This is a genomic window from Streptomyces sp. NPDC001443 (assembly GCF_053597355.1).
Genome location: NZ_JBSFIA010000049.1, coordinates 28,098 through 46,223 on the forward strand (window position 1 = coordinate 28,098; position 18,126 = coordinate 46,223).

At 69.5% G+C, this 18,126-nt stretch carries 16 protein-coding genes and 1 pseudogene; 11 read left to right on the forward strand and 6 right to left on the reverse strand.

Annotation, left to right across the window (positions count from 1 at the left end):
• The 3 genes from ACWC24_RS36210 to ACWC24_RS36220 all read left to right on the forward strand — a co-directional run bounded on the left by ACWC24_RS36210 (position 1) and on the right by ACWC24_RS36220 (position 2,234).
• Positions 1-876, forward strand: a complete 876-nt coding sequence (locus ACWC24_RS36210; RefSeq protein WP_450667158.1) for a DciA family protein — start codon at positions 1-3, stop codon at positions 874-876.
• A gap of 200 nt (positions 877-1,076) precedes the next feature.
• A protein-coding gene (locus ACWC24_RS36215) for an IS5 family transposase (RefSeq protein ID WP_450667159.1) occupies positions 1,077-1,885 on the forward strand; the annotation gives its coding sequence in 2 pieces (ribosomal slippage) (positions 1,077-1,424 and positions 1,427-1,885; 807 coding nt in all).
• A gap of 202 nt (positions 1,886-2,087) precedes the next feature.
• Entirely contained in the window at positions 2,088-2,234 is a 147-nt protein-coding gene (locus tag ACWC24_RS36220) for a hypothetical protein (protein ID WP_450667160.1), read from the forward strand.
• 304 nt (positions 2,235-2,538) lie between these two features.
• On the opposite strand, the gene ACWC24_RS36225 is transcribed toward ACWC24_RS36220, so the two are convergent.
• Positions 2,539-2,826, reverse strand: a complete 288-nt coding sequence (locus tag ACWC24_RS36225; protein WP_450667161.1) for a hypothetical protein — start codon at positions 2,824-2,826, stop codon at positions 2,539-2,541.
• 676 nt (positions 2,827-3,502) lie between these two features.
• Between ACWC24_RS36225 and ACWC24_RS36230 the strand changes: the two genes are divergently transcribed.
• Complete coding sequence (locus tag ACWC24_RS36230) at positions 3,503-4,999, forward strand: hypothetical protein (RefSeq protein ID WP_450667162.1); 1,497 nt, start codon at positions 3,503-3,505, stop codon at positions 4,997-4,999.
• Positions 5,000-5,324: 325 nt separating this feature from the next.
• Here the strand turns inward: ACWC24_RS36230 and ACWC24_RS36235 are convergent, their stop codons facing one another.
• On the reverse strand, positions 5,325-6,011 hold the full coding sequence (locus ACWC24_RS36235; RefSeq protein WP_450667163.1) for a hypothetical protein: 687 nt from the start codon (positions 6,009-6,011) through the stop codon (positions 5,325-5,327).
• Between the two features lie 406 nt (positions 6,012-6,417).
• On the opposite strand from ACWC24_RS36235, the gene ACWC24_RS36240 reads away from it, so the two are divergent.
• Complete coding sequence (locus ACWC24_RS36240) at positions 6,418-6,846, forward strand: hypothetical protein (RefSeq protein WP_450667164.1); 429 nt, start codon at positions 6,418-6,420, stop codon at positions 6,844-6,846.
• A gap of 107 nt (positions 6,847-6,953) precedes the next feature.
• Here the strand turns inward: ACWC24_RS36240 and ACWC24_RS36245 are convergent, their stop codons facing one another.
• Positions 6,954-8,381 carry a Twin-arginine translocation pathway signal gene (locus ACWC24_RS36245; protein WP_450667165.1) on the reverse strand — a complete coding sequence of 476 codons (1,428 nt, stop codon included), beginning with the start codon at positions 8,379-8,381 and terminating at the stop codon, positions 6,954-6,956.
• Between the two features lie 331 nt (positions 8,382-8,712).
• On the opposite strand from ACWC24_RS36245, the gene ACWC24_RS36250 reads away from it, so the two are divergent.
• From ACWC24_RS36250 to ACWC24_RS36275, 6 genes are all read left to right on the forward strand, one after another.
• Positions 8,713-9,882: a cytochrome P450 gene (locus tag ACWC24_RS36250; RefSeq protein WP_450667166.1), complete on the forward strand. Its 1,170-nt coding sequence runs from the start codon at positions 8,713-8,715 to the stop codon at positions 9,880-9,882.
• A 31-nt stretch (positions 9,883-9,913) separates the two neighbouring features.
• A complete protein-coding gene (locus ACWC24_RS36255; RefSeq protein ID WP_450667167.1) occupies positions 9,914-11,284 on the forward strand; it encodes a preATP grasp domain-containing protein in 1,371 nt (456 codons plus the stop codon).
• 15 nt (positions 11,285-11,299) lie between these two features.
• Positions 11,300-12,277 carry an aspartyl/asparaginyl beta-hydroxylase domain-containing protein gene (locus tag ACWC24_RS36260; RefSeq protein ID WP_450667168.1) on the forward strand — a complete coding sequence of 326 codons (978 nt, stop codon included), beginning with the start codon at positions 11,300-11,302 and terminating at the stop codon, positions 12,275-12,277.
• Between the two features lie 13 nt (positions 12,278-12,290).
• Positions 12,291-13,433: a glycine amidinotransferase gene (locus tag ACWC24_RS36265; RefSeq protein ID WP_450667169.1), complete on the forward strand. Its 1,143-nt coding sequence runs from the start codon at positions 12,291-12,293 to the stop codon at positions 13,431-13,433.
• Between the two features lie 2 nt (positions 13,434-13,435).
• Positions 13,436-14,677: an ATP-grasp domain-containing protein gene (locus ACWC24_RS36270; protein WP_450667192.1), complete on the forward strand. Its 1,242-nt coding sequence runs from the start codon at positions 13,436-13,438 to the stop codon at positions 14,675-14,677.
• Positions 14,678-14,912: 235 nt separating this feature from the next.
• Positions 14,913-15,617 (forward strand): TIGR02391 family protein, encoded by a 705-nt coding sequence (locus tag ACWC24_RS36275; RefSeq protein ID WP_450667170.1) that lies wholly within the window; start codon positions 14,913-14,915, stop codon positions 15,615-15,617.
• Positions 15,618-15,673: 56 nt separating this feature from the next.
• Here ACWC24_RS36275 and ACWC24_RS36280 read toward each other — a convergent pair.
• The 3 genes and pseudogenes from ACWC24_RS36280 to ACWC24_RS36290 form a co-directional block, all read right to left on the reverse strand.
• Positions 15,674-15,964 (reverse strand): annotated as a pseudogene (locus tag ACWC24_RS36280) (hypothetical protein); the annotation flags it as partial.
• Between the two features lie 332 nt (positions 15,965-16,296).
• Positions 16,297-17,280, reverse strand: coding sequence for a phosphotransferase family protein (locus tag ACWC24_RS36285; RefSeq protein ID WP_450667171.1), 984 nt, complete (start codon positions 17,278-17,280; stop codon positions 16,297-16,299).
• A 97-nt stretch (positions 17,281-17,377) separates the two neighbouring features.
• Positions 17,378-18,064: a hypothetical protein gene (locus tag ACWC24_RS36290; RefSeq protein ID WP_450667172.1), complete on the reverse strand. Its 687-nt coding sequence runs from the start codon at positions 18,062-18,064 to the stop codon at positions 17,378-17,380.
• Positions 18,065-18,126: the final 62 nt, after the last annotated feature.

Below are 18,126 nucleotides of genomic sequence, written 5' to 3' on the forward strand. Positions count from 1 at the left end.
ATGACCGAGACAACTACCCCCGGCGGGCAGCCCGCCGACGACGCCCCGGAGCTGTCCGGCGTCGACCTCGCACGCATCGCACTGCATCAAGCCCGTGCGGCCGCGACGAGACGCGGCGACATCGCGGATCGCGCTCCTCGCCGCCGCCGACAGCAAGGCGTACGGCGTGAGGGGCGCGAACCGGCCGGATTCGCCGCCGTGCTGCAGGGCCTGATGGCCGACCGGGCCTGGGAACTTGCAGCCGCTGGCGGAAGCGTGCTGAATCAGTGGCCGGACATCGCGGCCGCCATCTCCCCACGTCTGCCCGACCACGTGCAGGCGGTCGCTTTCCACCCGGAGACCGGGCAGTTGGACCTCTGCCCGGACTCGCCTGCCTACGCCACACAGCTCCGGCTGATCAGCACCCGCATCGTCGCCACGGTGAATCAGGCGGCCGGAACCGACGCTGTACGCGTGATCCGGGTCCTGCCCGTCGGCGCCGTGACCGAGCCTCGTGCGATGCAGAACGCCCCCGAGGCCACGGTCACGGCCACGCCCAAGGTGCCGGTGACGACCCAGGAGATGGCGTCCGAGGGATTCCGCCACGCGCTCGCTGCGCATCAAGCGGCCCGACCCGAGCAGTACGTCGACGCGGCCATCGCCCAAGCAGCTGAAAGGCAGACCCGCGCCCTGCGTGAGCTCAGCGCCAGGGCGTTCCCGGAGGCGGCCGCCTCGGACGACCAGCCGGCCGCTATCGAGGTGGCCCACATCCAGCGCCGACGCGAAGCAGCAGCCGCCCATGCCCTGGCGCTGCGCCGGGCACGAAAGGATCGAGCCGATCGGGCAAACACTTCAGCGGAGACACCGAAGATCACGGTGGTCCGGCGTACGGCGTGAACGAGTCCCGACTCGAAAGAGCCTTTGCGGTTCCGCATATCGGCAGCCATCGGGATCAATTGGAGGTCAGGCGGATGGACTTGGAACGCAGGTCGGCCTGGCCAGCCGCCGGAAACCGCGGTCGGCAGTGGCTTTCTGCAGCTGGCCGTGTCCCTATTTAGACACCGTTTCTAATGGCGTGATCGCTCGTTGACCCGTGCATGGCGGATCTGGTGGAGCGGTTGGTGCCCGACGAGCTATGGACGCTGTTTCGACGGGTGGTCCCGCCGACGGAGGTCATACGCTCGCAGGGCGGCGGCCGACGGCGGGCCGGGGACCGTGAATGCCTGGCAGCGGTCATCTTTGTGGCCACCTCGGGCTGCACCTGGCGGCAGTTGCCACCGGTGTTCGGCCCAGCCTGGCCCACGGTCTACCGGCGTTTCGCCCAGTGGAGCCGGGACCGGGTGTGGGCCAGGCTGCACCGCGTCGTCCTTGATGAACTCGGCGCTTGCGGTGAGCTGGACTGGTCGCGGTGCGCGATCGACTCCGTCAGCGTCCGGGCCGCAAAAGGGGGCCACTGACAGGACCGAATCCGACCGACCGCGGCAAGCCGGGATCGAAAATCCACCTGATCACCGACCGCAATGGACTACCTCTGTCCCTGGGCATCTCCGGCGCCAATATGCACGACAGCCTCGGCCTGGAACCGCTGGTGCGCGGGATCCCGCCCATCCGCTCCCGGAGTGGTCCGCGCCGTCGGCGTCCAGCCAAGCTCCATGCCGACAAGGGCTACGACTACGCCCACCTGCGCCGATGGCTCCGCAAGCGAGGCATCCGGCACCGCATCGCCCGCAAGGGCATCGAGTCCTCCACCCGGCTGGGCCGCCACCGTTGGGTCGTGGAGAGAACGGTGTCCTGGCTCGCCGGCTGCCGACGCCTGCACCGCCGCTACGAACGCAAACCCGAGCACTTCCTCGCCTTCGTCGGTATCGCCGCAGCCCTCATCAGCTACCGCCGACTCACCAAGTGAGGCTCTCGGCACGCCTTCACCTGTCCTCCTCGGTCAAGCGGAAGCCGCACGAGCCGCAGACAGTAAGCCCGGCGGGTGCAGTCTCTTTGCACTGCGGGCAGTGAAACGACGGCGGTCCGGTGGGAGGAACGGTCGGAGGAGGACTGGTCGGCCAAGCCCAACGGTCCCGCCGGAGCCTCTCGAGTATCTTCACCCTTCCATCATGCTTCGCGACAGCCGCCACAATCGCGCAAAGCACACCATCAGAAACGGTGTCTTAGGGGGAAGTGCGGCGCGACACGTGTCGGCAACGACGGTGATCAGCGAGCGGTGGACCGTCGAGGGCGAGGTCGAGGAACTGGCGACCTGATGTCACCGGCCAGCCGGACGAGGGTCCGTGGTGTGACCGAGAGCGCTGATCGCTGCAACCCACGGCGGCGTCGAGCAGGCGCCAGGGCTTCCAGGGCCGGCGAAGGTCTCGCGGTCAGTCAAGCGGGTGTTGCAGCGCTGTACGCCGCGGTCTCCCAGGAGGTCGTGAATCGGTACACCTCGTCGGCGGCGAGCTGGGTCTTGCTGACGCACGTGGTGCCGCGCCGGTCGCCGCCCAAGCCTGAATCAGCGGAGCAGGTCGAGGGCCGGGCGACCTGGCCGGACCTGCCAGCGGTCGAGCGCCGTCATCCCGGACTCCTGTCGTGCAGGTCTTCGGCTCGTGCAGCGTCGAGGCGCAGCCCCTTCATGGTTTCCAGGTGGCGGAACAGGGCGCGCCACAGGGCGAGTCGGTGTTCGGACTCCTGCGGCAGGAGGTGTGGCACAACCCCGATGAGAGCACTGGCGAGCGCGGAGATGCCGGCAACCCACACAGGGGTGCCTACGTACAGCGCGGATGCGAAAGCGGCTCCGCCGGCGCCGAAGGGCAGGACGGCCCGGGGGATGCGGCGTTGCTTGGGCGAGCGAGTGGTCATGTCGGTTTCCTTGGGCTCGAAGGGCTAGCACGCGGGGTGCGCGTGAGGGGCGAAGCGTGCAGCAGTCCCAGCCCTTGCGTCTCGGGCAGCGGATCGCACAGTGCCGAAGATGGAGGAGTGAGGGGCTAGAGGCGCAAGTCCCTGTCTTCCGCGTTACTTGGAGGGTCGGCGGTAGGGCGCAGACGCTCCGTTGGTGATGGAGCGCGACAGCCTCGTCAGCCCCCTACTTATGTGTTCAGCCGTGATCTTGACGCACCGCCACGACCGCGTACGGCAACCCATGGTTTTCGGTGAGGATGGCTCAAACAGCTCGACGAGCCCCTTTTGATGCGCCCGGGGGCGATAGGGCCTCGTCAGGGTGTGGTCGTCTGCTCGTCGGCGGTCGCAAGGGGACCCTCTTCGAGTGACGTGGCTGCGTTCTTATCCCCGCTGTCGACAGCAGCAGCTACCGTGTGAGGTGCACGGCCACGCACAGGCCCAAGCCAGCCTCAGCCCATGACTGGGAGCGATCTGAGGCGAAGGTGCCAGGACCGGACAGTCCCAGCGCATCAGTGCGAGAGCGTCACCGAGTTGGTCTTCACCAACACACGTCCGTATGCCCGCGCAGTCCGCCACGTTCTCCGCGCGTGTACCGGGTCATGGGTAACCGCTGCACGCCTCCGAGGAGAGAACTGCCGTGGTCAAGCGACATGGGAAGAAGCAGCGCGCGAAGAACAGGTCGCGCCGTACCGGGGCCGCGCACGCGTCGGCAGCCGCAAACACCACACACACGCACACCCCGCTGCCGGACATGGCGATCCTCACCGGATTCCCGTTCCTGGCCGGGGAGGACATCGACACCGACCTCGCCGCCCGGCTCGTGGCCGCCTGCCGCACCGGCTGCCAGCCGTGCCAGAAGACCATGACGGCCAAGGTCGTCAAGGGCCACCGGCCGACCCTCGCCGCCCTGGCCACCGCCGTCTACGGCGTGCTGCCCCTGCCGCCCGGCCCCGGCGCCTCGGCCACGACCAGGTCGTGGGAACCGCTCGCGAAGGCGGCCAAGACCGATCGGGACGCGGGGATCGAGGCGCTTGCCGCGGTCATGGGGATGGACGATGCGGCCGCCGCCGAGCTTCTGCAGGACGCGCTCGACCACTGGGCCGCAGGCGGGGCCACGCCGGAGCAGATTGCCAACATCGTCACGGCTGTCGGGTCGGACGGGCCCGCGCACTTCCACACCCAGCCCGACGTCGGGTTCATGGAGGGGATGCTGCCGTACGTGCTGGGCTGGGAGATCGACCACGAATTGGCGACCACGGTGGTCAGCGCGGTCTGGGCCGGATGCGGCTCGTGCCGCACGAAGCTCGCTCCCCAGGTCGTGGCCAGCCGGGCCACCCTCGCCGGACTGGCCGGGGCGGTCTTTCTGACGCCGAAGGGTGAGCCCGTCCGGGAAAGGCCCGCGGCCGGGCAGGCCGTCCGGGCATGGATCCAGCAGGCGCACGGCAAGTTCCTCGCCGACGACGCCCCGGCCCTCCTCCAGGCCGTCGACGAGTTGAACGAGGACGACGCCGAGGAGCTGCTGCGCGAGGCGCTCGATGTCTGGGCCGACTCCGGGGCGCGGACCGCCGTCATCGAGCTCGGCAGCCTCATGGAAGCACCCCCGCGCCAGCGGCCGGACGACCCGATGGCCGCCTTCCGTCAGACCGGGATCAAGGTCGTCACCCTGGACGACCTGGACCTGCCCGAGGACGTCGACGCCTACTACCTGGCCCCGAACTACGGCGTGGTCCTAATGAAGACGGCCGCGCCCGACGGACGGCCCCTGCCGATGCTCGTGCTCTACCCGGAGACCGAGGACGCCGGGATCGAGGACCTGGAACGGCGCACCGACTGGGAGCATTGGGGCCTGCACGGCATGCCGCAGGTGGACCCGCACTGGCGCGTGCGCGCCCGGATCTCTGACCGGTCCCTGCAAGGCTTGGTGCACGTCGGTCCGGACGGCAAGGACGACATCGAGCTGTGGCGGCCCGCCGAGTCCGTCAGCCTGCCGACGGCAGCGTGGGACCTGCTCGACCAGGCTCAGCACATGCTGGTCGCCGGACCGGTCAAGCACGCCGACACCCACGGAGCCCTCCAAGGTGCAGGTGACGCGGGCGAGCTCCTGGCAGTGGTCGCGCGTGTGAGTTTCCACTGATGGCGGCCCGGTCCCGCCACGAGCGGACCGAGCGTACGTACCTGCCGGGCATCGCGGACGTCCGGATCTGCGGAGACCAGGCGACCGTGAAAGTGACGCCCTGGAGCAAACGTTCCGCACGACCACCGCCCGAAAATACAACGGCGGCCAGCGCGCCTACCTCCAGCTCGACACCGGCTGCACCGACCCAGACAGCGACTGAGAACCCATCTTTGAACCCGAGCGCGCGACTGGTGGGACGGCAGAGTCATTGGAGCCCGCTCCCGTGGCGCCTGCACGAGATCAACAAGGGCTCAAGATGGGTTTTCAGAGATGCCGAGATGGACTAGGGGGCTTGATTCTCATCGGATGATTCAGCCCCACGTCGGCCGAACTGAAGATCGACTCGAAGGATTCGATGGTTTGACAGGGTGATGGCGTGCGTCACGTACTGATCAGCAACCTCCGGGCGGAATCCCTCGGCGAGGTCGTTACCGTATACAAACCGTTGAACAGCCTCGTTGATATCGGGAGCAGTCTCGGGTTCTCCGTTGTCTACTGGCGTTCCCGGCTCGACATCGCCCACCCGTGCTTCACCCTCACTGGGCGCGGTCTGAATCTCACGGCGGCGCATCTCCAGTTCTAGACGATGCGTTTGCCAATCCATGATCATCTTGAGGATGCGCTCAACAGCGATGAGTGCCACCCCTCCGTATAGGACGACGTACGACCTGCCAGCCGCGACTACCAGTACCGTCTCCCAGGGACTGGCCAGCACAGTGCGGCGGACCCGCAGAATGTCGCTGGGAAAGCTCTCACCTGTCCACTGCTGGCGGTTGAGGTCCCCCACGACAGACGGCCACCAGGAACCCGGAATGTGGCCGACGTCAGCGATCATCATGCCCACTTCGCATGTTGCGCGAAGGGCGACCGCGCAGCTGACGAAGTCGGCGAGTGTGGGGTTGTCCCCCAGGTCGATCACGACTTCTAGTTCAGGCAGGGGCTCGGCAGGAAACACGACAGGATCAGGCACGCCCCGAATCCAAGCAGACCCCCACTATCCGACGGGGCTGATGGTTGGCATCGGGGCCCGCTTCAAGCCGGTTGTCTACTACTGGATTCGGCCGTGGTGGCTCTGCTCGCCGACGTCGACCTTGCGGGGCACCGGCTGCACAACACCAACGGACACCTTGGGATCTGCCCGTGTCCTACGCTTACACCTTCATGCCGTGAAGTCTGTTGTCCGTGTGGGGGCCATGCGCAACTACGTCCGCAGTACCGTGATGCCACCTGCGTCCGCCGTACTTCTCTGCGCCCTCATGAGCGGCTGTTCGCAAGAGCACGCGGCCGTCGACAAACCCAGGTGCCCCGCGCCTGGCTCACCGGCTGCTGCCTCGGCAAGTCCTGAGGGCTCCGGGGCCGGCACGGCCGCGGTCCGCGTGCCGATGCTGAAGCCCGGGCAGAGCGGCGCATTCAAGACCTGCGGCACGGAGTGGAAAGCCACAGTCATCAGCGTGAAGTACCCCACGCCGGCCGAAGTCGGCACAAGCAAGGAAGCAATCGGGCAGTACGCGGTGATCCGCCTCACGGTGACGAACACGGGCACCGCCACGGGGGAGTTCTCCGCCGACGAGGTGACGTGGGAAACCAAGGGGGTAGCCCCGGTAGAAGCAAGCGCCTACGGCAGCTCCAACGGCCTGGCGCACCTCGACGCGGCGTACAAGCCCGGCCAGTCAGCCACGGGAAACGTCATCCTCGACGTGGGAGAGAGGGGCGGCACCGCCACCTTCTACGACACCTCCGAGGATGCGATCTACAATCCCGTCTACCGTGAAACCCCTTTGTTTCAGGTCGCCTTGCCCTACTGACCTGGGAATAGAGTGCCTTGGTTCTGGGCGGCGGCGCCGAAGCTGCGCCCCCGAACGCGGCTTTCGCCACCCCTGAGGACAGTCAGCCCTCACATACCCGGCGTGCGTCACGCCGACGGGGCACCGGACGCGTCCACGGGAGGCGACAAGGTTCGCATGCGTTCACGCAGATCGGCCACGTATTCGGCGGGTCGGGCGACGAGCAGACCGTTCAGTCGCTGCAGTCTGGTGCGGGCGGTGGCGCGCAGGCGGCTGGGCGGTACCCGGTCCAGGACGTCCAGGGCGCGCTGAGCAGCATCGGATGGCTGGTCGCAGGCTTCGGCCTGGGCCAGGACGAGGGTGGCAGCGGCCCATCCGGGGGTGCCGGTGGTGCAGGCCGCCGCGGAGGCCTCGGCGCGGGTGCGGGCCTGCTCGGTGCGGCCCAGCGTGAGGTGCGCCTCGGCCTGATGCAGGGCGAGCTCGGGTTCGTCGAAGCCGAAACGACCGGGTGCTTGGCCGGCCGGATCGGCTTCGAGTTCGGCCAGGGCCACCTCGAGTGCGGTGTTCGCCTCCCGGTCGCGGCCCTGCTGGGCGAGGGTGGGCAGCAGCGCCCAGGCGTGGAGCTGGGCACGGACCAGGCCGGCGGGGGCCGCGGCCGCGCCGCGCTCGGCGTACGTGTAGGCGGCGGTCAGGTTGCCGGTGTGGCGGGCGACCATGCTCTGCGCCCCGTACGCCCACGCTGCCAGCGCCGTGTCACCGCACCGGTCGGCGTAGGAGACGGCGGTGCCCAGGTGGATGCGCGCGCCGGCCGGGTCGTCGAGGTGGAAGGCCAGGTTGCCGAGCAGCCCTGAGAGCCGGCCGAGCTGGCGGTGCAGTTCGGTGCCGTCCGTACCGGCGGGCAGCACTGCGGCCAGCAGGGTGCGGGCCGCGCGGACTTCCCGGAACAGCACGGGTACGGGGTGCTTGCTGTAGTTCAGGTGGTAGTGGTCGGCGGCGGCTTCGGCGAGTTCGGCCACCAGCGGGCTGCCTTCGCGTTCCACCAGGAGCGCGAGCTGGAGGGACTCTCTGATCGAGGGGAGTCCCGCATCGGTGGTCATCGGATCCGCCCTTTCCTGCCGGCCGGATGCGGCGACGCCGGCGTCGTTGGGACCGTATCCGATCAGCTCCGCTGTCCACTGCGACAATTGCCGTACACGCGCAACCGGCAGTCCCAGGTGCTCGGGTGTGGTCCGGTAGGCGCGGCAGAGCATCACGGCGTAATCCTGCCCGGGCCAGTCGTCGGGGTCGTGTTCCCAGCGGCACAGCATGGACTCCGATAAGCCCGGCGGCAGCAGCCCGTCCGTGATGTACAGCTCGCCGATCTGCGTGATGGTGTCGGCTCGCGACCAGCCCAAAGCGAGGCGCCACGCCTCCAGTTCGGTGACCTCCGCGAGTTCTTCGCGGATCGCCGCGGCGATGTGCTCGATGGTGAAGCCGGCCCGCTGGCAGCGTCTGCGGATCGACGCGGCTTCCCGCGCGATGGCGGCACGTCGCGAGCGGGTGATTGCGGCGGTCATGGGCGCCCCCGTCCAACCAAGCCTGAGCCTTCACGCTATCCCAGGCACCGCTGCCCCGGCAGGGCGGAAACCAACATTGCGGCAAGCCGCAATCCGGGCTCTGAACAGGCGCAATGACCTTGCCGTGAGGTGCGGGCGAGGCTGTGTGCATCCGGCCGGTTCGGGCCGGGAGACCTCCGGATGAGAGGAGGGGCCGTCATGGGCTACGACCACTGATCGCCTCGCACGTCCCGAGGACCGTTGTCCGCATCCCGGCCGCCGGCATCGTCGGCGGCCGGGACCGCATCACCCTCCGCCGTGAAGGAGAACTCCCGCGATGGCCATAGGGCCGATGACATCCCCGACGGGCTACGACCCGCTTCACGAGGCGACACTCGCCGACCCGTACCCGCAGCTCGCCGCCTTGCGCGAACGGACTCCGGTGGCCTGGCACGAGGGGATGGAGTGCTGGCTGATCACCCGGTACGCGGGCTGTATACGTGTGCTGCGCGCGCACGAGACGTTCGCGCGGGATCCGCGCCGCCTGGGCCTCCAGGTCCCGGACGCGCACCTGAGCGTGCAGGTCCTCGACCCGCCCCAGCAGGCGGGCGTGCGCAGCCTGTTCATGACCGCCCTGCACGCCCAGAACCTGGACGCCCTCCAGGACCGCCTCCGGCAGATAATCCGTACGCAGCTCCTCCGGTCCGCTGCCCGGCCGGTGGTAGAGGCGATGCGCGAGCTCGCGCAGCCCGTCGCCCTGGCCGCCATCGCCGACCTGCTCGGCGTCACGCCCCCGCCGCTGGAAGAGTGGGCGGAGATCTCCGACACGATTATGCGGAGCATGGACGCCGGCCTGGACCCGGAGCTGCTCGAGCCCGGCCGACGCGCCCGCGCACAGCTGAGCGACCTGGTGGACTCCTGGTTCACCACCACCGGTCGGGCCGCCGGGCTGCTGGGCCATGTCCGCGCCCGCACCGCGGACGCCGGCCCGGAGCCGGCGGCTTACGTGCGGCACACGGCCCGCGTGATGTTCCAGGGCGGCTACTCCACCCTTACCGCCGCGCTGGGCAACCTGCTGCACACTCTGGCCCACCACCCCGAGATCCTGCCCGTCCTGCGCGAACGCCCCGGCCTGGTGCCCACGGCGGTCGACGAACTGGTCCGCTTCGACGGCCCCGTGCAGGGCACCACCCGCCTGGCCACCACCGACGTCACGATCGGCGACGTACGTGTGCGCCGCGGCGACAAGGTGACCGTGCTGTTCGCCGCGGCCAACCGCGACCCCCAGACGTTTGCCCAGCCGGACCGGCTGGTGCTGGACCGTACGCCCAACCGGCACCTCGGCTACGGCTGGGGCACCCACGCCTGCCTCGGCACGGTCATGGCGCAGCGTGTCCTGGCCGCGCTCATCGACAGCCTGCTCGGCACCCAGACCTGGCCGTGCCCGGCTGGCCCGGCACTGCGCAGGCCGACGGCGACGATGCGCACCTTCGCCCGCCTGCCGCTGTCCCTCCAGCCCTGACTCCTGTGTCCTGCTCTCCCTGGAGACTGCGTTGAGGATCATCATCGCCAACCACATCGACCCGTCCATCCGTGACCGCACCGACCTGTGGGCGTGGACGCAGCGCGCACTGTGGGGTGCCCGCAACGGCGACCTCGTCGTCCTGTGCGCCCCGCCCGACCCGGGCTTCCTGCGCTACGCGACCGCTCTGACCGGCACCGACCCCGGTCGGCTGCACCTGGTGACGGCGCCGCCCGGCCAGTACGGCCACCGCCTGCTCGACCCGCAGACGCTCACTCATCCCGGCCTCCTCGATCAGGTGCGTACCGTGCTCGCCGAGCACGGCGGCGCCCAGGCCGTTCAGGAGGTGTGGGCGCTGTGGCCGTCCGCGTCCGTCGCCCGCTTCGCCGCGGCCCTCGGGCTTTCGGAGAGGCTGCCCGGTGCCGGTTTCCTCGCCCAGGGCGGCGGCGAACTCGTCAACAACAAGTCCACTTTCCGGATGTTCGCGGCCGCGGCCGGAACGCCCGTCGCCGCGGGTACCGTCGTCCGCGGCCCGGGCGAGGCCACCGCCGCGACCCAGCAGCTGCTGGAGGACGCCGGGGCGGTCGTGGTCAAGCAGGCCCACAACGGGGCCGGGGTGGGCAACGAGCTGCTCTTGGCCGACCCCTTGCTGGCCACCGGCCACGCCGGCGCCCGCCACCTGCACCAGTTGGACGGCACGGACCTGACCGGGGACATCACCGCGTACTGGTCCGAGCGCTGGACGTGGGCATCCGCCGACGGACGCTTCCCCGTCGTCCTCGAGGAGTTCATCCCCGACGCACGGACCGTGTACTGCGAGCAGCACCTCACCGACACTCACATCCAGCTGACCGAAATGGGCGAGCTGCGCTACACGAGGCGGCGCCTGAGTCACGAGAGCGTCCCCCTGCGCGACCTCACCCCGCCCGTGCGGCAGCAGCTGCTCGACGGCTCCGCCCGCCTCGCCGCCACCTACCTCGACGTCGGCTACCGCGGCCGCCTCAGCACCGACGCCATCGTCACCCCCGACGGGCAGGTGCTGTTCACCGAGGTCAACGCCCAGGTCACCGGGTCCTGGCACATCTACGAGGTCTTCGCCCACCACATCGTGGACGCGAACGCCGCACCCGAGCGCACCGTCACCGAATCCCACGTTCCCGCCCACTGGACGGTCCCGGACGGCGCCACCTTCCACCGCACGCTGACCGAGCTCAGCCTCGCCTACGACCCCGCCACCCGCGCCGGAGTGATCGTGTCGATGCCCATCGTCGACCCACCCTCCGGCACCGGCAGTGGCGCCCAGTTCACCTTCTCCACCGTCTACGACACCCCCGCCGGCCACGACGCGATCTGGACCGCCCTGGACACCCGCTTCTCCGCTCGCTGCCGCGCGGCGGCCTGACGAAAGGCACACCCGATGCCCAGCACAACACCCGCGCGGCCCGCACCGGCGGCCCGCCTCACCCCCGACTTCGACCCATCCCGCCTCGCCCGCGAACTCGCTGCCGTCACCGACCACGAGTGGGAGCGCCAGCGCACCCACTACGCCGCCGACCGCATCGGCCCGGACACGCCGACCGACTGGCGCGTCCTACCGCTGCGCAGCCCCGGCGGCGACCCCACCCGCACCGACCCTGGCGGCCCCGGACCCGACAACTACGCCGCCACCTGCTGGCTTCAGCAAATGCCCTACCTGCAAGGAATCCTCGACGCCATCCCGGCCCCGCTGAACGCCGTACGGCTGCTCGCCCTCGGCCCCGCCGCCGCCTCCCAGCCGCACTGCGACCCCAAGTACGCCCTGGAGCGGGGCATGGTGCGCCTGCACATCCCGATCGTCACCCACCCCGGCGCGGTCCTCGTCCTCGACGGCACCGAACACCGCTGGCAGCCCGGCACCTTCTGGTACGGCGACTTCTCCCGCGAGCACCTGGTGCGCAACACCGGGCCCGTCCGGCGCGTCCACGCGGTCATCGACACGCTGCTCACCCGCGAGCTCGCCGCACTCTTCCCCGAACCGTGGCAGGAGCAGCTCGCCGACGCCGACGTGCTGTTCAACCGGCAGCCCGCCCCCGCACCGCTGTCGGCCGCCGTGCTGCCGTCCGTGCTGGACCTGCCGTCGGGGTTCATGGACTTCGGCCACGACACCCCGCTGCAGGGCCCCACCACGGCCGTCCGGCTCACCGAGCGCGGTGACGGGCTCGTCCTTCAGGCCGGGGAGCACCGCTACGCCCTCGTGCACGTCGCCGACGGCGAGTACCGCTACGCCGGCTGGAGCGAGCAGCGCACCCTCCAACTGCGCAGCGAGCACGTCGTGCTGCACGCCCGGCACGGCCGCGCCCAGACCAGCCAGCACTTCCCCCTCCCGGCCGCCCACGGCAGCCGGGCCGACGCCTGACGAGGACGCACCCATGCTGAACAGCTACGACGACTTCACCCCCCTGAGCGAGATCGTTGTGGGGTCCGCGGAAAACTACGTGGGCCACGACCGTGATCTCACGTTCGAGTTGTTCTTCCACGAGGCCCTCGGCGGCTACCGCTCCGACTGGGCCTACCCGCGCCTGGCCGCCCGCGACAGCGACGGCCAGACCGAGACGTGGAAGATCAGCAAGCGGTACACCGAGGAACTCCACGAAGATGTCGAGAACCTCGCCGCCACGCTCGCCTCGCTCGGCATCACCGTGCACCGGCCGCTACCACTGCCCGAAGACGCCTTACCGATCGCCGGGCTGGGCTGGCAGGCCGCCCCGACCCCCGCCCTGAACATCCGGGACAACACCCTCATCCTCGGCGACGAGATCATCGAAACAGCGCCCGCAATCCGCAGCCGCTACCTGGAAACCCGGCTGCTGACCCCCGTCTTCCGCCGCTACGCCGACGCCGGCGCCCGCTGGTCGACGATGCCCCGGCCCACCCTCACCGACGCCAGCTTCGACCTCGCCTACGCCCGCGACAGCCTCACCACCCTCGGCGGACCGACCGAACCGATCACCGACCCGCAGCCCGGCCCGTACGACGTCGGCATCGAAATGATGCTGGACGGCGCCCAGGTCCTGCGCCTGGGCCAGGACCTGATCGTCAACATCGCGCAGGACAACCACCGGCTCGGCGCCGACTGGCTCCAGCGGCAGGTGGCCGGCCGCTTCCGCCTCCACCCCGTGCACCGCATGGCGGACAACCACATCGACTCCATGCTGCTGGCCCTCAAGCCCGGAGTGTTCCTCGCCCGGCACGCCCGGCTGCGCGGCATGCTCCCGGACGCCTTCCAAAGCTGGAAGTTCATCGTGCCGCCCGAGCCCGACCCCGGCAGCTTCCCCACCTACGACGACACCGACCTGGTCCTCACCAGCCCCTACATCGACATCAACGTGCTGTCCCTGGACGAGCAGCGAGTGCTGGTCAACGCCGACTGCACCGGCCTGATCAAAACCCTGGAAGGCGAAGGCTTCACCGTGATCCCGGTCCGCCACCGCCACCGCCGCCTGTTCGGCGGCGGCTTCCACTGCTTCACCCTCGACATGCGCCGCACCGGCGGACCCGAGGACTACCGGTGAGCATGCCGGTGCTGCTGCTGGAGGCGGCCGGCCCCGACTCCGAGCAACTGGCCCGGGTCGCGGCCGCCTCCGGCCACCCCGTTCACGCCGTCACCGACACTGCCACCCTCACCACCTACTCCGTCGAGCTGCACCAACTTCTGGCGGGCTGCCTGGTCACCGACTTCTCCCGGCCCGACCAAGCCCTCGAGGACATCACGGGCTACGGGCGCCGGATCGGCGTGAAGGCTCTGCTCACCGTCAACGAGTACCTCACCGACCTGGCCGCCCGGGCGTGCGCGGACCTCGGCCTGCCCGGCAACGCCCCCGAACACGCGCCCGCCGCACGCAACAAGGCGGTCATGGCGGCCGCGTTCGAAGCCGGGAACGTCAGCGCGCCCCGCACCACGATCGTCTCGGACCTGGATGAGTTGCGGGCCCTGTACGCGGCCAGGGCGGTCAACTTCCCGTGTGTCGTCAAACCGGCCGACGGCGCCGGATCGGCCGGGGTCACGGTGGTCACCGGCCACGAAGGCCTGGAGCCGGCCTGGCACGCCGCCCGCGCGGCCAAGGCGATGTACAGGATGCCGAGCGACGAGCGCGTCCTGATCCAAGAGCACGTCTGTGGACGCGAGTTCAGCGTCGAATCCGTCACCCAGCACGAGGTCACCACCCATCTGTGCATCACCAGCAAGCACACCACCGGCGGCATCCACCGCGTCGAGCTGGGCCACGCACTGCCCGCCCGTCTGCCCGCGGCCGCCGAGCGGGCCCTGCTCGAACAGGCCGACCGGGCGATCGCTGCGGTCGGCGTCCGCAACGGCGCCACCCACACCGAACTCGTGCTCGGCCCCGACGGCCGGTGCACCGTTCTGGAGATCGGCGCCCGACTCGGCGCCGGACACATCGGCGTCCTGATCCAGCACGCGCTCGGCATCGACCCGTGGCGCGCCCTGTGGGACATCGCCCTCGGCCACCCGGCCACCCTCACCCCAGCGCGCAGCGGTTACGCCACCGTCCGGTTCCTGACCACGCCCCACGCGGGCCGGCTGGTCACCGTCACGGGCCTGCCGGAGGTGACCGCCACCATCCCCGCTGTACGCGTGCGGGCGGCTGCGGGTACGGACGTGGGTCCGGCGACGTCCAACCGCGGCCGCCTCGGCCATGTCATCGTCACTGGCCGCGATCCGCGCACGGTCGACGACCAGGCCGACCAGATCCTGCGCCAGATCACCGTCACCGTCGACCCGGGGAGCGGGACGTGAGCACACCACCGGACAGTCGTACGGCCGACACGTCCGGCCACCAGACCACCAGCGCTGCGTCGTTCGACCGCCTCTTCGGCAGCGAAGGACAGACCGGTGACGCGCGGCTGGCCGCGCGAGGTCGAACGACATAACGCCATCGCCTCCCGGATCGGGCAGCCTCTCACTGACCTCGGCGAATCTCAGGACGCAGAAACCACTCCGGATAGCGCGGCAGGTCACCTACCATGCGGCAGTGGATCGTGACTGGATGCGGCAACAGCTCGAAGCGTTCGATAATCTGGCCATGCGCTACGAAAACAGCGCCAGGCCCGGCGACTACATCGGGGACGAGGTCCTCCTGGAGCAACTGCATCGGGCTGAACCCACGGTCAAGCAGATTCTGCGACGCCTTGACCCTCAACTCGCGCAAGAGATCAACGTCGACGCGATGGCGGGAGAGTCACACGCCCGGAGCCAGGTGCAGCGAGGGCTGGGCATCCTCACTGACATGGATGAATGGGCAGTCAGGCTGGCGCCCGACGCTCCGTCCCTTCCGGCCGACCAGTTCCACCCCTGGGTCTGGGACGCAGCCCGCACCTTCTGGGACTCTCAGCACTTCCGCGCAGCCGTGCACGCAGCCGCCAGCGCGATCAACGCTCACCTCCAAGCGAAGCTCGGGCGCCGAGACGTTGCCGACGACAAGCTCGTGCAAGAGGCGTTCAGCGATAAACCAGCCGAGCCCGGCAAGCCTCGACTCCGGGTCCCCGGAGACACGACAAGTCCTACCGTCCAGAGCCGGCAACGTGGTGCCCTGCAACTCGGGCTCGGATCGTTCTTCGCGATCCGCAACCCCGCCGCACACGAGACGGGCGAGTGGACGGAGCAAGAGTCACTGGAACAACTGGCCACCCTCAGCGTCCTTGCCCGCCTCATCGACAGCTGCCAAGTGTCCAGATAAAAGTTGATGTGCTCGAACTGCAGCGGGGACAGGCGGGCCAGCAGGTCGTCGGTGACGGGGAACCCGTCGGCGGCCAACTGCTTGGCGGCGCGGTCCAGGTAGAGGCTGTTCCACAGCACCACTGAGTTGAGGGCCAGACCGAGGGCGCCGAGTTGGGGTTCTCCATGCCCTCGCAGTAGTTCTGCCGCAGCTCGCCGCGCTGGCCGAAGAAGATCCAGCGGGCCAGGCGGTGGCGGGGCAGGCGCCCTCGCGTTGACTTCTTGTTCTGTGCTGCGCGCGTGTGCCGGACCAGGTGGAGAGTGTCGAGCAGCCCGGTGACGCTGTCGTGGGTGCTCTTCAGCCGCCACCAGGCAGGCATAACCTCGGTGGCCTTGTGGGGCCGGCGTCCCAAGGGGCTCAGCGCAAGTTTGGTGAGGTTTCCGGGCTCCTCGGGGCTTCCGCAACCGCTTTGGCCACCTCTGCCGTCACACTGAAGCTGACGGTCGCCGTCAGCGCCTCCGCCGTGCCTACGACAGCGTCCGCTTCCGCTCCAGCGGGTTCACGCTCGCCTCTTTGGCGTTCCAAGGGGCCCCTTGCGACACTGTTTTCCTCGCAACCACTCACATGATCGTCTGTACAGCTGCGGCGCCGTCACGGAATGACGATTTTGTTCTGCCGGGACCGGACCTCGGCAGGGTGGTCAGGTCAGTTGAGCCAGGACGCCGGCCATGGAGGTGTAGGTGTCGCGTACGCCCTCGTCCTTGTGCAGGCGGTGCCGCTCCAGGCGGATGGCCCCCAGGTGGCGGGCTTCGTAGACCAGGGAGCGCCAGGTGGCGGCCGGGGTGGTGTCGCGGGGACCGTAGGTGTCCCAGAACGCGGTGCGCTCATCGGACTTCGCGCTGGCCATGCGGATCGTCCAGTCCGCGGCTGGATCACCCCACAGGGTGCGGTCCAGGTCGAGGATTCCGCTGATTACTGGAGTGGGGGCGGGAGCGAGCATCGTGTTGACCGTCCACAAGTCGCCGGTGAGTAGCCGGGGCTCGGTGACCTCGTCCAGGACGTTGCGGTGTTCGTCAGCGAGATCGGCGACCTTGCTTACATCCGCCGCGTCCAGGCCGAGGCGGCCCAGGTCGTCAGCGATGGCCTTGAGGGAGGCGATCACGGCCGCACCCCAGGTGTGGTGTCCTGGGCCTGCGATGGAACCGAAGTGCGGGCCGCGGACGGCGTGAACACGCGCCGTGATCTGACCGAGCTGGGCGAAGAAACCCGGCCAGAGGTCGCGGGGGTAGTCGCCGAGGCGGTCGGGGGCGGGCGCACCGTCGAGGTGGCTCTGCAGCATCCAGTCCCGGCCGGTGATCTCGTGCGACCAGTCGGCGGCCAGGACCCGCGGCACGAGGTCGGCGAGGGGAGCGAGGAAAGGGACGGTGGCGTACTCGTTGCGCATCAGCTCGTGCTCGCTGGCGAACTGCCGCTGCGGAGCAGGGGCGATACGCAGGATGACCGGCCCGGCGAGGCCGTCCGCGGCAAGCCGGTAGGTGTTGTTGTACATGCCTCCTCCCAGCTCGACAGCCGAGGTGACGCGGACGCCGCGACCGAATGCTCGCAGGGCGATCGCTTCGATGTCCTCGGCTGTGACGGGCTGCTGGAAGGCTTCGGGGGCGCGGGGGATAGGGCGGAAGTCCATGACGCTCCTTATACGGCCTGTCGGGGGCCGGTTCGGTCCGCATGCGCGCTTTGCGCCAGGTCGGCAGTGGTTTCCGCGAGTGTCGTGCCGCGCGGATTCAGAGGGGTGTGCCGTCGCAGTCGACGTAGTCCTCGGGGCCGGGGTGGGGTTCGATGCAGTCGGCGTGCATCGCGTCGGGATCTTCCGTCTCGTCGCCCGGGGCCGCGTGCCGGGCGAGGAAGGCTCCGGCGTGGGCTGCGGCCTCGGTCCGGCTTCCGTACGGTTCCTGCGACTGACCGCTGGTGCCGTTGCCTGCGGTGGCCTCCCATGTGAACCCTCCCTCGTTGGGGAGTTGGATGATCTCGGCGAGGCCCCCGCCGAGCTGCAACTCGAACGGTTCGCCTTCGCCGCTGGTGTCGTCGTGCTTGCGCACGGCGCCGGGCCAGCGCAGCCTCGCTGCCTGCTTGGTGATCCCCCAGGCCGTCCCCAGCTGGGCGTAGTTTGCTCCGGTGCCGCCAGCCGTGCGTGCCGCATTGTCGGCGAGCCGTCTGGCGATGCCCTCGATCTCGTGAAGGGCGTACAGGTACGCAAGTTGCCAGTCCGGCGCGAGCGCGATGCCGTTGGGGACTTCCTGGCCGTCGGCCCGGTACGCGGACTCCCGCGTGGAGATCGCACGGGCCAGATCGCGGGCGGCTTCTGCCACCTGGTCTTGGAGGTGCACAACCTCGTCGTCGACAGGCTCCCGATACGGCGGCTCATGCAGGGTCATGACGTCGCGCCAGAAGTCGTTCAGGTTGGATTCCATAGCGACAACAATACTTGTCGCTGCCTTCAGTGACAAGTTTACTTGTCGCCTGGGCACCCAGT

Coding starts and splice junctions, on each gene's coding strand:
- ACWC24_RS36210 (WP_450667158.1), top strand. CDS start 1: ATGACCGAGACAACTACCCCCGGCGGGCAGCCCGCCGACGACGCCCCG.
- ACWC24_RS36220 (WP_450667160.1), top strand. CDS start 2,088: ATGCTTCGCGACAGCCGCCACAATCGCGCAAAGCACACCATCAGAAAC.
- ACWC24_RS36225 (WP_450667161.1), bottom strand. CDS start 2,826: ATGACCACTCGCTCGCCCAAGCAACGCCGCATCCCCCGGGCCGTCCTG.
- ACWC24_RS36245 (WP_450667165.1), bottom strand. CDS start 8,381: ATGACCGCCGCAATCACCCGCTCGCGACGTGCCGCCATCGCGCGGGAA.
- ACWC24_RS36250 (WP_450667166.1), top strand. CDS start 8,713: ATGACATCCCCGACGGGCTACGACCCGCTTCACGAGGCGACACTCGCC.
- ACWC24_RS36260 (WP_450667168.1), top strand. CDS start 11,300: ATGCCCAGCACAACACCCGCGCGGCCCGCACCGGCGGCCCGCCTCACC.
- ACWC24_RS36265 (WP_450667169.1), top strand. CDS start 12,291: ATGCTGAACAGCTACGACGACTTCACCCCCCTGAGCGAGATCGTTGTG.
- ACWC24_RS36270 (WP_450667192.1), top strand. CDS start 13,436: ATGCCGGTGCTGCTGCTGGAGGCGGCCGGCCCCGACTCCGAGCAACTG.
- ACWC24_RS36285 (WP_450667171.1), bottom strand. CDS start 17,280: ATGGACTTCCGCCCTATCCCCCGCGCCCCCGAAGCCTTCCAGCAGCCC.
- ACWC24_RS36290 (WP_450667172.1), bottom strand. CDS start 18,064: ATGGAATCCAACCTGAACGACTTCTGGCGCGACGTCATGACCCTGCAT.